This window comes from Pseudomonas sp. E315, from assembly GCF_055406205.1.
In genome coordinates this window covers 106105-118962 of record NZ_JBUZPJ010000010.1, presented here as the reverse complement: position 1 = coordinate 118962, position 12858 = coordinate 106105, and the positions used below count along the sequence as shown (strand labels likewise).

General features: G+C 56.8%; 14 protein-coding genes and 1 other RNA gene. 9 read left to right on the top strand and 6 right to left on the bottom strand.

Going from position 1 to position 12858, the window contains the following annotated elements; all coding sequences use genetic code 11:
• Positions 1-37 precede the first annotated feature (37 nt).
• Positions 38-487 (bottom strand): EVE domain-containing protein, encoded by a 450-nt coding sequence (locus ACZRJQ_RS15240; RefSeq protein WP_463979156.1) that lies wholly within the window; start codon positions 485-487, stop codon positions 38-40.
• Positions 488-682: 195 nt separating this feature from the next.
• On the opposite strand from ACZRJQ_RS15240, the gene ACZRJQ_RS15235 reads away from it, so the two are divergent.
• Positions 683-832 carry a hypothetical protein gene (locus ACZRJQ_RS15235; RefSeq protein ID WP_463979155.1) on the top strand — a complete coding sequence of 50 codons (150 nt, stop codon included), beginning with the start codon at positions 683-685 and terminating at the stop codon, positions 830-832.
• 46 nt (positions 833-878) lie between these two features.
• Here the strand turns inward: ACZRJQ_RS15235 and ACZRJQ_RS15230 are convergent, their stop codons facing one another.
• The 4 genes from ACZRJQ_RS15230 to ACZRJQ_RS15215 form a co-directional block, all read right to left on the bottom strand.
• Entirely contained in the window at positions 879-1484 is a 606-nt protein-coding gene (locus tag ACZRJQ_RS15230) for a 5-formyltetrahydrofolate cyclo-ligase (RefSeq protein WP_463979221.1), read from the bottom strand.
• 88 nt (positions 1485-1572) lie between these two features.
• A non-coding RNA gene (ssrS, locus tag ACZRJQ_RS15225) (6S RNA) lies at positions 1573-1750 on the bottom strand.
• A 31-nt stretch (positions 1751-1781) separates the two neighbouring features.
• Positions 1782-2099, bottom strand: a complete 318-nt coding sequence (locus tag ACZRJQ_RS15220) for a cell division protein ZapA (protein ID WP_463979154.1) — start codon at positions 2097-2099, stop codon at positions 1782-1784.
• Entirely contained in the window at positions 2096-2305 is a 210-nt protein-coding gene (locus ACZRJQ_RS15215; RefSeq protein WP_463979153.1) for a TIGR02449 family protein, read from the bottom strand. The genes ACZRJQ_RS15220 and ACZRJQ_RS15215 overlap by 4 nt, the downstream gene beginning before the upstream one ends.
• A gap of 134 nt (positions 2306-2439) precedes the next feature.
• On the opposite strand from ACZRJQ_RS15215, the gene ACZRJQ_RS15210 reads away from it, so the two are divergent.
• From ACZRJQ_RS15210 to gcvH, 8 genes are all read left to right on the top strand, one after another.
• Complete coding sequence (locus ACZRJQ_RS15210; RefSeq protein ID WP_463979152.1) at positions 2440-3003, top strand: YecA/YgfB family protein; 564 nt, start codon at positions 2440-2442, stop codon at positions 3001-3003.
• A 28-nt stretch (positions 3004-3031) separates the two neighbouring features.
• A complete protein-coding gene (gene pepP, locus ACZRJQ_RS15205) occupies positions 3032-4366 on the top strand; it encodes a Xaa-Pro aminopeptidase (protein WP_463979151.1) in 1335 nt (444 codons plus the stop codon).
• Positions 4363-5550, top strand: a complete 1188-nt coding sequence (gene ubiH, locus ACZRJQ_RS15200; protein WP_463979150.1) for a 2-octaprenyl-6-methoxyphenyl hydroxylase — start codon at positions 4363-4365, stop codon at positions 5548-5550. Before pepP ends, ubiH begins: the two co-directional genes overlap by 4 nt.
• A gap of 79 nt (positions 5551-5629) precedes the next feature.
• Entirely contained in the window at positions 5630-6853 is a 1224-nt protein-coding gene (locus ACZRJQ_RS15195; protein WP_463979149.1) for a 2-octaprenyl-3-methyl-6-methoxy-1,4-benzoquinol hydroxylase, read from the top strand.
• Between the two features lie 151 nt (positions 6854-7004).
• Positions 7005-8006, top strand: a complete 1002-nt coding sequence (locus ACZRJQ_RS15190; protein WP_463979148.1) for an extracellular solute-binding protein — start codon at positions 7005-7007, stop codon at positions 8004-8006.
• Between the two features lie 216 nt (positions 8007-8222).
• Complete coding sequence (locus ACZRJQ_RS15185) at positions 8223-9839, top strand: ABC transporter permease (RefSeq protein ID WP_463979147.1); 1617 nt, start codon at positions 8223-8225, stop codon at positions 9837-9839.
• A gap of 156 nt (positions 9840-9995) precedes the next feature.
• Positions 9996-11078: a glycine cleavage system aminomethyltransferase GcvT gene (gene gcvT, locus ACZRJQ_RS15180; RefSeq protein WP_463979146.1), complete on the top strand. Its 1083-nt coding sequence runs from the start codon at positions 9996-9998 to the stop codon at positions 11076-11078.
• Between the two features lie 62 nt (positions 11079-11140).
• On the top strand, positions 11141-11524 hold the full coding sequence (gene gcvH / locus ACZRJQ_RS15175; RefSeq protein ID WP_463979145.1) for a glycine cleavage system protein GcvH: 384 nt from the start codon (positions 11141-11143) through the stop codon (positions 11522-11524).
• A 52-nt stretch (positions 11525-11576) separates the two neighbouring features.
• Here the strand turns inward: gcvH and ACZRJQ_RS15170 are convergent, their stop codons facing one another.
• The gene (locus ACZRJQ_RS15170; protein ID WP_463979144.1) at positions 11577-12719 is read right to left on the bottom strand and encodes a DegT/DnrJ/EryC1/StrS family aminotransferase; all 1143 of its coding nucleotides are present in this window, start codon (positions 12717-12719) and stop codon (positions 11577-11579) included.
• Between the last annotated feature and the right edge of the window lie 139 nt (positions 12720-12858).

Here is a 12858-nt window from a genome sequence, read left to right as displayed (position 1 = left end):
TGCTGATACAGGTTCACTCTTGCGGGGTTATGTGCCCTTAAAGCAAACCCATGACCACTGCCCATTGTTCGGGTGTGACGGGCATCACTGACAGGCGACTGCCTTTTTGCACCAATGGCATTTCAGCCAGCGCAGTTTGCTGTTTCAAGTAGTCGAGTTTGATGACCTTGGGAAAGGTTTGCACGTGAGCCACCTGCAATGCGCTCCACGGGTTTTTTTCGGCGTTAGCCTTGGGGTCAAAATAGTGACTTAGCGGGTCAAGCGCTGTTGGGTCTGGGTAAGCGGCTTGAGCAATGCGGCCAACTCCGGCAATGCCCGGCTCGGGGCAGCTGGAGTGATAAAAGAAGAACTCGTCGCCCACCGCCATCGCGCGCATAAAGTTGCGTGCCTGATAGTTACGCACGCCATCCCAGCGAGCTTCGCCGATCTTTTGTAAGTCCTTGATCGAGAACTCGTCAGGCTCGGATTTCATCAACCAATAGGCCATTGCTGTTACTCCTCAAGTGCTGCTGGGTCATTAACTCTTGCAACATTTTGTTAAACCGACAGTCGGTTGACGTCAGTATTTGCGTGTCTGTTCGTGTTGTCGCAGAATGCCGGGATTTTAAGCTTGACGCTGCTGCACGGCCTATAACAAAACCGTTGCTGTCATCGTGTTGATTTGCCTGAAGGGGGGCAATCGATGAAACGCAAACCGGATTTACTGTGGATTTTGGTTATTTTGTTCGGTTTAGGCGTCGTTACAACGGGTTATGCGCAGAGTCTTTGGTCCCACTCGACCGAGGCGCCTACTGAGCTGGCGCAACAACAAGTACAGCCGCTAAAACGCTAACTTAAGTCAGTTAAAAGGCATCGCTTTTAGTGCAATGCCTTGGCTTTCAGTGGGCGACATACCATTGTTTGTCCGAAACAGTACCTTGTAAGGGTACATCCCAACTGGCTTGAGCCAGACTTCCGACTTTTTGACACTCGTGGGCCAAGCCCAACAGCGTCGGCTTGCGCCAACTTTGTCGGCGCGCCTGATACGCAAGGCTGCGGTCATAAAAACCACCGCCCATGCCTAAGCGGCCCCCCGTCTCATCGAAGCCCACCAGTGGTAACAGCACCAGATCAAGTGCCCAGACTTTGCGTTGGCGTGCGCGATTAATGCGTGGCTCAAGAATCCGAAAGCGATTGGGCAGAAGTTTTTCGCCGGGGCTCAAGCGCTGGAAGACCATTTTGGTGCGAGGCCAGGCGCTGAGCACCGGCAAGTAAGTGGTCTTGCCGCGGCGCTGAGCTTCGCGCAGCAGTAAGCGCGGGTCGATTTCACCGTCTGTGGGCAGGTATAACGCGATGTGTTTGGCGCGGCGAAACAATGGATGCTGTGCCAACTGTTGATACAAGCCGCGTGCGGCTTTGCGTTGTGCGCAGGGCGAAAGTTCGCGGCGGGCTTTGCGCAGCAGTCGGCGAAGTTGCGGGCGGGTAGGCGTCGCAGGTTCGGTCATGATGGCGTGCTGTTCAAAGGTTGAGCCACCGGACGGTTGGCTCACGAAAGCCAATACCAGCAGTTGGCTGGCATTGGGCTAGGAAATCAGGCTCCCCGACGTACCGCTGTCGGCTTGGCCCTTGAACCCGAAAGTTCAAGGTGGAAGTTGCAGTAGACCTTAAGGCTTTCCGTCGAGCGGACATGCACACCGGTCCAACGTGCAAGCTCCAGGGTAGTGCGAATCGGCTCAGGGACATCGCTAACTGGCGAATACTCCAGGGAGTGGCGCGAGTATACCCCAAAGACACCTTTTGAATCAGCTCTCACGTTCGTTCGGATCAGCGGCAAGCACCAAGTCGACCCGATCAAGCAGATCGCGTACCTGCTCGCGGGTCGAACTGCTGGTTTGGACTTCCGCTACTTCTTGCTTGTGCAGCAGGTCGTGAGTGATGTTTAGCGCGGCCATTACCGCGATCCGGTCGGCGCCAATGACTTTGCCACTGCTGCGGATTTCGCGCATTTTGCCATCCAGATAACGGGCGGCACTCACCAGATTGTTGCGTTCTTCGTGTGGGCAGATGATCGAATACTCTTTATCGAGGATCTGCACGGTGACGCTATTGCTTGAACTCATGAGTCTTGCTCCAGGGCTTTGAGGCGCGAAATCATCGATTCGATCTTTTGTCGGGCGATTTCGTTTTTTTCAATGAGGTGCGCGCGTTCCTCGCGCCAAGTCTTTTCCTGAGCAAGTAAGAGTCCGTTTTGGCTTTTAAGTTGCTCGACTCGGCTGATTAGCAGCTCGAGTCTAGCCATCAGTGCATGCAGGTCGGTGTCTTCCATTGTGTCCTACTGTGTAATTTCTGATGGATGGTGACTGTCAAACGAGTTGACGCCTCGATGGTCTGCCACGGCTGCCGATGCTAGGATACAAGGCCTTCATTCTAGACATTGCGCCGCTTGGCGCCTAGCAGCCCATGCCTATTCAAAATTCCCCGTATCAAGCCTTTGTCACCCTGCTGACTTCCAGCGGCCTTAATGTTTCGCCTGCCGAACTGCACGGCCTGTTGCTGGGCCGCAGTGCTGCTGGCGCAGGCTTCGACCACGACAGTTGGTTGGCCGACGCTGCTGAGCTGATTCAAAGCGACAACGAAATCAATGACAACGTACGCAATGCTCTGATCGGCTTGCAAGAGATGGTGAAAGGCGAGCTGACCAGCGACGACATGACCGTCGTGCTGCTGTTGCCGACAGATGACGCGCCGCTGACCGAGCGTGCAATCGCCTTGGGCGAGTGGTGTCAGGGCTTCCTGTCCGGTTTTGGTCTTAACTACCGCGACAATGCCCTGAGCACTGAAGGTAAAGAAGTCCTGCAAGACTTGGCAGCTATTTCTCAGGTGCAAGATGCCCTCGAAGAGTCCGAAGACGCCGAAACCGATTACATGCAAGTAATGGAATACCTGCGCGTCGCGCCGCTGCTGCTGTTCACCGAAACCAAAAAAACCGTTGAGCCTGCGGCTGCCAAGCCTTCGCTGCACTGATTGATCGTTAAGAGGAACCCGTCTGCCCATGATCCATATCCCGAAATCGGAATACGTACGTCGCCGCAAGGCGCTCATGGCGCAGATGGAGCCCAACAGCATTGCGATTTTGCCCGCTGCGGCAGTAGCCATTCGCAATCGCGACGTTGAACACGTTTATCGCCAAGACAGTAACTTCCAGTACCTGAGTGGCTTTCCCGAGCCGCAGGCCGTGATCGTTTTGATTCCGGGCCGGGTGCATGGGGAGTACGTGCTGTTTTGCCGCGAGCGCAACGCCGAGCGCGAGTTGTGGGATGGCTTGCGTGCCGGGCAAGAAGGCGCCATGCGCAACTTCGGCGCGGATGATGCCTTTCCGATTACTGACATCGACGACATCCTGCCTGGCCTGATTGAAGGCCGTGATCGGGTGTATTCGGCGATGGGCAACAACCCTGAATTTGATCGCCATTTGATGGAGTGGATCAACACGATTCGCTCCAAAGCCAGCCTCGGCGCCCAGCCGCCTAACGAGTTTGTTGCTCTGGATCATCTGCTGCATGACATGCGCCTGTATAAATCGGCGACAGAGATCAAGGTCATGCGCCATGCGGCGCAAATCTCGGCTCGCGCCCATGTGCGTGCCATGCAGGCCAGTCGGGCCGGGTTGCATGAGTACAGCCTTGAGGCCGAACTGGATTACGAATTTCGTAAAAGCGGGGCAAAAATGCCAGCTTATGGCTCAATCGTCGCATCGGGTGGCAACAGCTGCATTTTGCATTACCAAGAAAACGACGCCCTGCTCAGGGATGGCGATCTGGTATTGATCGATGCGGGCTGTGAAATCGACTGCTATGCCAGTGACATCAGCCGCACATTCCCGGTGAACGGTCAGTTCTCGCCTGAGCAAAAAGCTATTTATGAGTTGGTGCTGGCCTCGCAAGAGGCCGCATTCGCACAAATAGCACCGAACAAACACTGGAATCAGGCACATGAAGCCACGGTTCAGGTGATTACCGCAGGTTTGGTCGAGTTAGGGTTGTTGCAGGGCGACGTCGATGAGCTGATCGCCAGTGAAGCTTACAAAGCGTTTTACATGCACCGCGCTGGCCATTGGCTGGGTATGGATGTGCATGACGTGGGCGAATACAAGGTGGGCGGCGAGTGGCGCGTGCTGGAGGTGGGCATGACCCTGACTGTTGAGCCGGGTATTTACATCAGCCCCAACAACCAACAGGTCGCCAAAAAGTGGCGCGGCATTGGCGTGCGAATCGAGGACGACGTAGTGGTCACCAAACAGGGCTGTGACATCTTGACCAGCGACGTGCCCAAAACCGTCGCAGACATCGAGGCCTTGATGGCAGCAGCAAGGGCGAGCGCGGCATGAGTCGAGTCAATCTGGCAATTATTGGTGGCGGTCTGGTCGGCGCGAGCCTTGCGCTGGCATTGCAGGCCGGGGCCAAAGCACGCGGCTGGAAGATCGTACTGATCGAACCCTTCGCACCCGGCAACACGTACCAGCCAAGTTACGACGCCCGCTCATCGGCGCTGAGCTACGGCGCCCGGCAAATTTATGAGCGATTGGGCCTGTGGCAAGCCATTGCTGCACGCGCCGAGCCGATCAAAGACATTCATGTGTCTGACCGCGGGCGTTTCTCCACTGCCCGTTTGTCTGCCATCGAAGAAGGCGTTCCGGCGCTGGGCTATGTGGTCGAAAACGCTTGGCTCGGCCAATGCCTGTGGCAAGGCCTGGACCCAGACGTTATCAGTTGGCGTTGCCCGGCTGAAGTTATCCACATGCAGCCGCTCGAAGATGGCTACCGCCTGACCCTTAACGATGAAACCACGCTGGAGTGCGACCTCGCGGTGCTGGCTGATGGCGGTCGTTCAGGGCTGCGCGAGCAGTTGGGTATTCATGTGCGTCAGCAGCCTTATAACCAAAGCGCATTGATCGCCAATATCACCCCAAGCGAGTCCCATTGCGGGATGGCGTTTGAGCGTTTTACTGACGAAGGCCCGATGGCGCTGCTGCCGCTGCCAGAGAACCGCTGCGCGTTGGTCTGGACGCGTATTGGTATGGACGCGCAACGGTTGGCCGCACTGGATGAACGCAGCTTTCTTAGCGAATTGCAGGGTGTATTTGGCTATCGCTTGGGCACGCTCAAGCAAGTGGGCGCTCGGCATTTGTACCCACTGACGCTGATTGAAGCCGAAGAGCAAGTGCGCCCACATCTGACGGTGTTGGGTAATGCGGCCCACAGCCTGCATCCGATTGCGGGCCAGGGCTTCAACTTGTCCCTGCGGGATGCTCAGGCGTTGGCCGATGCTCTGCTGGCGAGCGACAAAGGCGTGGGCGACTTTGCCACTTTGTTGAGTTATCAACAGCGTCAAAAGCTCGACCAACAACTGACCATTGGTTTTTCGGATCAAGTGACGCGCCTTTTTGGCAGCGACCAAACACTGGTTTCGTTGGGCCGTAACCTCGGTTTGTTAGGGCTCGATTTACTGCCGCCGGCCAAGCGCTGGTTTGCCCGTCAGGCAATGGGCCTGGGCACCCGCGCAGACATTTGATGACGACCGGGGCGAGTAAGCCCCTGTCGATCTACTTTTTCAGGTGCGGCGTACGCCGCTAGCGAGACAGGCTTAAAGCATGGAAACGCGCGCAGATCTGCTGATTGTTGGGGCCGGAATGGTCGGAAGCGCATTGGCGCTGGCGCTCAAAAACAGCGGATTAAAGATTCTGCTGCTCGACGGCAGCCCGCTCAGCGTTAAACCCTTTGCCGCTGACGCTGCGTTCGAGCCTCGGGTTAGCGCCTTGTCGGCAGCTAGCCAGCGTATTTTGCAACGCCTTGGGGCTTGGGATGGCATCACCCAACGGCGCGTTAGTCCTTACTCGCACATGCACGTGTGGGATGGCAGCGGCACTGGGCAGATCCACTTCTCAGCCGCCAGTGTGCATGCCGACGTGCTGGGTCATATCGTTGAAAATCGGGTGGTTCAAGACGCACTGCTTGAGTGCCTGCAAGACACGAACATCGAGATGCTGGCCAATGCGCGCATGGAGCAAATGCGCCGCTCCGGCGATGACTGGTTACTGACGCTGGCCGATGGCCGCACCTTGCGTGCGCCGCTGGTGATTGCCGCCGATGGCGCCAACTCGGCTGTGCGCCGTCTTACCGGCTGCGAAACTCGCCAATGGGATTATCTGCATCACGCCATCGTGACCAGCGTGCGCTGCACTGAGCCGCATCAGCAGACCGCCTGGCAGCGTTTTACCGATCATGGGCCGTTGGCGTTTTTGCCGCTTGAACGCGATGGCCAGCAAGATTGGTGCTCGATTGTGTGGTCTACCACGCCCGAGCAAGCCGAATACCTAATGGCGCTGGATGACGACGCTTTTTGCCGCGAACTAGAACTGGCATTTGAAGGCCGTTTGGGCCAAGTACTCAGCGCTGACCCGCGTGTTTGCGTGCCCCTGCGTCAGCGCCACGCCAAACGCTACGTGGCTGAGGGGCTGGCCTTGATTGGCGATGCGGCGCACACCATCCATCCGCTGGCCGGACAGGGCGTTAACTTGGGCTTTCTCGATGCCGCAGTGCTGGCGCATGTGCTGTTGCATGCGATTGATCGGGGTGAGCGATTGGCAGATGTGCGGGTGTTAAGCCGTTTTGAGCGCCGTCGCATGCCACACAATCTGGCCCTGATGGCGGCGATGGAAGGTTTTGAGCGGTTGTTTCAGGCGGACTCCCTAACGGCACGCTTGTTGCGCAACACGGGCTTGAAGTGGGTCAACAAAATGCCCGAAGCCAAAGCTATGTTCGTGCGTCAGGCGCTAGGACTGACGGGTGACTTACCGCCGCTGGCCAAGGCGTAACGGGTCTTGTAGTCGCTGCCATCGCAGCCTTGGGCAGCGAATACAGAGCTCGTTGTAACATCCCGTAACGCCTCTAGGGCGAGTTCGGTTGAGATGGCAAATGTGATTCACTACCATTTACGCCCGATTCGCATTGAGAGAGACCGCTCCCATGTTGGCACCCAAGCGTCTACTGACTGCCCTGGCCTTTACCCTGTTCGGGAGCAGCGTTTTTGCTGCCGAGGAAGTGGTGGTTTACTCCTCGCGTATCGACGAGCTGATCAAGCCGGTATTTGACGCCTACACCGCTAAAACCGGGGTTAAGGTCAAGTTCATCACCGACAAGGAAGCCCCGCTGATGCAGCGCATCAAGGCAGAAGGCCAAAACGCCACTGCTGACCTGTTGCTCACGGTTGACGCTGGCAACCTGTGGCAAGCCGAGCAAATGGGCATCTTGCAGCCGTTTACCTCGGATGTGATTGATAAAAATATCCCACCTCAATATCGCTCCTCGTCCCACGAGTGGACAGGTTTAAGCCTGCGCGCTCGTACCATTGCCTACGCCACTGATCGGGTTAAACCGCAAGAGTTGTCCACTTACGAAGCCCTAGCGGACAAAAAGTGGGAAGGGCGTCTGTGCTTGCGTACCGCGAAGAAGGTTTATAACCAATCGCTAACCGCGACCATGATCGAAGTGAACGGCCCGGAAAAAACCGAAGAAATCCTCAAGGGCTGGGTCAATAACCTGTCCACTGATGTGTTCTCCGATGACATCGCGGTGCTTGATGCGATCAATGCCGGGCAATGTGATGTCGGCATCGTTAACACTTACTACTACGGCCGCCTGCATAAGCAGAAGCCGGACTTGGCCGTTAAGTTGTTCTGGCCTAATCAGGCTGATCGTGGCGTTCACGTCAACTTGTCGGGCATTGGTCTGACCAAGTACGCACCGCACCCTGAGGCGGCAAAAGCGCTGGTGGAGTGGATGACTACCCCAGAAGCCCAAGCCATTTTCGCCGGCACCAACCAAGAGTTCCCAGCGAACCCAAGCGTTGCGCCCTCGGACGAAGTGGCCAGTTGGGGCACATTCAAAGCAGATAAATTGCCGGTTGAAGTGGCAGGCAAGCGTCAGGCTGAAGCAATCCGCATGATGGACCGCGCTGGCTGGAACTAAAATGCTGGCGGCAGTTGCTCACCCTGTGTAGCAACTGCCGTCGGGCTGCGTCAGGTGTGACGGGGTGTTGAGCTAAAACCCATGCTCAGGCGTGTGGGTGTTCACAAGCGCACGCAACCTTCGCCAGCAGCAGCGAGTACAGTTGCGGCTTGCCATTCAGCATTGAGTCTTCCACATTTGCCCTTGGCAACTTCCCACACCTTCTGAGAGTTTTTCGTGGCCCATCCCGCCCAACGTCGCTGGTATCCGCTGGTTTTTGTCATTGCCGCTTTGGTGTTGTTACCGCTAAGCGTTTTGCTGTTGTCATGGCAAAGCATTGATACCCAGATTTGGAGCCACCTGTGGGACACGCAAATGCCGCGCCTGCTGGGCAACACATTGACTTTGATTGTCGGTGTTGGCATTGGGGTGACACTGCTCGGGGTTAGCCTTGCATGGCTAACCAGCCTCTGTGAGTTCCCCGGCAGACGCTGGCTGGACTGGGCGTTGATGCTGCCGTTTGCGATTCCAGCCTATGTGCTGGCGTTTGTTTTTGTGGGGTTGCTGGATTTTGCCGGCCCTGTGCAAACGCTGCTGCGTGAATGGTTTGGTACGGGCTTGCGGCTGCCACGCGTACGCTCGACCGGCGGCGTGATCATCGTGCTGATTTTGGTCTTCTACCCCTACGTTTACCTGCTGGCACGTACCGCCTTTTTGGCGCAGGGCAAGGGTTTGATGGAAGCGGCGCGGGTGCTGGGGCAAAGCCCGTGGCAAGCCTTCTGGCGCGTAGCGCTCCCAATGGCACGGCCCGCTATTGGCGCCGGTGTGGCGTTAGCGTTGATGGAAACACTGGCAGACTTCGGCGCTGTATCGGTATTCAACTTCGACACCTTCACCACCGCCATTTACAAAACTTGGTACGGCTTTTTCAGCCTGTCGACAGCGGCGCAACTAGCGAGTTTGTTGCTGTTAGTGGTGATAGTGGTGCTCTATGGCGAACGTCGCGCCCGAGGTGCAAGCCGCGCCAGTAATGAGCGACCACGGGGTAAAGCGCTGTATCACCTAAGCGGCCCAAAAGCGTGGCTGGCCAGCAGTTGGTGCGGGCTGGTGTTTGCCTGTGCGTTTGTGATCCCCATGCTGCAATTGGTGGTGTGGTTTTGGCAGCGCGGGCGTTTTGACCTGGATGAGCGTTACACCGGCCTGATTTTGCACACCTTGTACTTGGGGGGCATGGCAGCGCTGATAACAGTCAGCGTTGCGTTGGTGTTGGCCTTTGCACGGCGTCAGGCGCCCACGCCTACGATTCGCGCGGGTGTCAGCCTAGCGAACCTGGGTTATGCCTTGCCGGGCTCAGTGTTGGCAGTGTCGATCATGCTGGCGTTCAGCTATTTGGACCGTGAACTGGTCATTCCGCTATCGAGCTGGCTAGGCGGTGCAGGTAAACCCCTGCTGCTGGGCAGCCTGTCGGCCTTGTTGTTGGCCTATTTGGTGCGCTTTATTGCCGTGGCTTACGGCCCTTTGGAAAACAGCCTGGCGCGTATTCGGCCTTCTCTGCCAGAAGCGGCTCGCAGTTTGGGCGTCAGTGGGCCACGACTGTTTTTCAAAGTGTATCTGCCGTTATTGCTGCCGGGCACGTTGAGTGCTGCGCTGCTGGTATTTGTGGATGTACTCAAAGAAATGCCTGCCACCTTGCTGATGCGCCCGTTTGGTTGGGACACGCTGGCAGTGCGAATTTTTGAGATGACCAGTGAAGGTGAGTGGGCGCGGGCATCTCTGCCGGCACTGACGCTGGTGCTGGTGGGGTTGTTGCCTGTCATCGGGCTTATTCGACGTTCTGCCCATCGCATCGGTTAGGTGTCAGTCCTCTTCCTTGCGGCTACAATGCGCGGCATTCGGTGCGGTCTGTCTGTCAGGCCAGGTTCTCTGTTAAACACAGCAAGGCCACTTTCAACGGTCTGAAGTGTGAAGCAAGCCTGTCCGCACCTTCGCCACGCCCGGAAGGAGAAACCCATGGGACAGCGTACGCCTCTGTATGACCTGCACCTCGCCCTTGGTGCGAAAATGGTCGATTTTGGCGGTTGGGATATGCCCTTGCATTACGGTTCGCAAGTTGAGGAGCACCATGAAGTGCGCCGAGACTGCGGGGTGTTTGATGTTTCGCATATGACCGTCATTGATGTCACGGGTGTTCAAGCCAAAGAATGGCTGCGGCACTTGCTGGCCAATGACGTCGAGCGTTTGACCACACCCGGCCGTGCGTTGTACAGCGCCATGCTCAATGAGAAGGGTGGGGTTGTCGATGACATGATCGTCTACCTGATGGCGCAGGGTTATCGGCTCGTCGTCAACGCAGCCACCCGCGATCAAGATCTGGCCTGGATGACCTCGCAGGCCCAAGGTTATGACGTTCAACTGCAGGAACGCCCCGAATTAGCGCTGCTGGCGATTCAAGGCCCACAGGCGCGGCACAAAGTGGCTGAGCTGGTGAGTCAGGTGCGTGGTCAGCTAATCCAGACGCTCAAACCTTTCGAAGGGCTGGTCGAGGGTGATTGGTTTATCGCCCGTACCGGTTACACCGGTGAAGACGGTCTGGAAATCATCCTGCCTGCTGATCAGGCCCCCGGCTTGTTTAACGACCTGGTGGGCGCTGGCATTTCGCCTATTGGTCTGGGTGCCCGCGATACGTTGCGTCTTGAGGCCGGAATGAACCTTTACGGGCAAGATATTCACCTCTCTGTTTCGCCTCTTTCAGCCAACATGGCCTGGACCATTGCGTGGGAGCCTGCCACGCGAGCATTCATAGGGCGTGAGGCACTTGAGGCCGAAAAAGCTGCTGGTGTGCAGTTGAAATTGGTCGGTTTGGTGCTTGAAGAGCGCGGTGTCCTACGTGCTCATCAGGTCGTTCGTATAGCTGATGTTGGCGAAGGAGAGATAACCAGTGGTAGTTTCTCTCCTACGCTAAGTAAATCGATTGCCTTGGCGCGAGTTCCAATGGCTACGGCAGACCGTGCCGAGGTCGAAATTCGTGGCAAGTGGTACCCGGTTCGCGTAGTCAAACCGACTTTTGTTCGTCTTGGCAAAGCCTTGATCTAACGTTTACGAGCAGGCTTGCACCGTGTGTGAGCCGCCGACATTTCTTCTTGAGGACACTGAATATGAGCCTGATCCCTGCTGAGTTGCGCTTTGCTGAAAGTCACGAGTGGGCACGCCTTGAAGCGGATGGCACGGTTACCGTGGGTATCAGCGATCACGCTCAAGAAGCGTTGGGGGATGTGGTGTTTGTTGAGTTGGCCGAAGTTGGCAAAGTATTCGCGGCTGGCGACACGGCTGGGGTTGTTGAGTCGGTCAAAGCGGCATCTGACATCTACTCGCCAGTGTCGGGCGAAGTGATTGCAGTCAATGAGGCGCTGGCTGACAGCCCAGAAAACCTGAATGAAAAGCCGTACGACAGCTGGATCTTCAAGCTCAAGCCAACCAACACAGCTGAGTTGGATAAGTTGCTGGACGCTGCGGGCTACAAAGCCGCTATCGGCGAGTAACCCGTCAACCTGTCATCGCTGCCCCAGCCTGCGGCAGCAATGACAGCGTGCATCAGTTGTTCTTCAGGACCGCTTTCACGGCGGCAACCGAACGCTCCACATCCGCTTTGCTCATGGCAGTAAACATGGGCAGCGACACGATTAAACGTCCTACGTGTTCCGCAATGGGAAACATCCCTTCTTTGAAACCTTGCGCCCGGTACAAGCTCAGTAAGTGAATGGGCGGGTAGTGATAACCCACGCCCACGCCCAAGGCCTGCATGTCTTTCATAAACGTTGCCCGCGCAGGCTCGCTGTCTTTGCGTTCTGGCAGCACCAACTGGAACAAATGCCAGTTGGTGTTAGTGAAGTCAGCAACCGGTAATTGCGCGCCGTATTGGGCTTCGAACTCGGGGCCGAAACACTCGAAATAGTGTTTGGCCAATGCGCGACGATGAGCCGTGATGGCTTCAATATGGGCAAACTGGCCCAAGCCGATGGCTGCCGCAATGTCAGTCATGTTGAACTTGCCGCCCAGCACGTCCACATCCAGCCCATCAAAGCCTGTGCGAGTCACGCCTTGCAGGCGGTACTTCTCGGCCAGCCGTGCTTCTTCTTCGTTGTTCAGTACCAAGCAACCGCCCTCGGATGAGGTGATGTTTTTGTTGGCCTGAAAACTGAACGAAACAAAATCGCCCCGTGCTCCGATGCGCTGGCCTTGCCAGCTGGAGCCCAGCGCCTGCGCCGCATCTTCGACCACGCGCAGGTTGTGCTTTTTGGCCAGTGTGTACAGGGCGTCCATGTCCACCGGCAAACCCGACAAATAAACCGGAATGATCGCTTTGGTGCGCGGGGTGATGGCGGCTTCGAGTTTGGCTAAGTCAATGTTGCGCGTGATCGGGTCGATATCGGCAAACACCGGCGTGGCGCCCACCTCGATAATCACGTTGGCGGTGGCCACCCACGAAATGGGGGTGGTGATGACTTCATCCCCTGCGCCGATGCCAGCAATACGCAGGGCGATTTCCATAGTGCAGGTGCCAGAGTTAAAAGTGCGTACAGGGCGCCCGCCAAAGTACTCGGACAGCTGCGCTTCGAATGCCTGCACCTTGGGGCCGCTGGTAATCCAGCCAGAGCGCAACACATCGCCTACAGCCGCAATGGTGGCTTCATCAATCGAGGGTTTGGAAAACGGCAGGAAGGGCAGCGAACTCATAGAGGCGTGACATCCGATGTGAGTGAGTGTGGAGGACCATAGAGCAGTAGCACAGTGCCCAGATCATACCCAGAGCATGGCTCACGACGGGTGAAAATTCTGTATGAAGGCTGAACGTAGCCCTCTTAGGCGGCTAGAG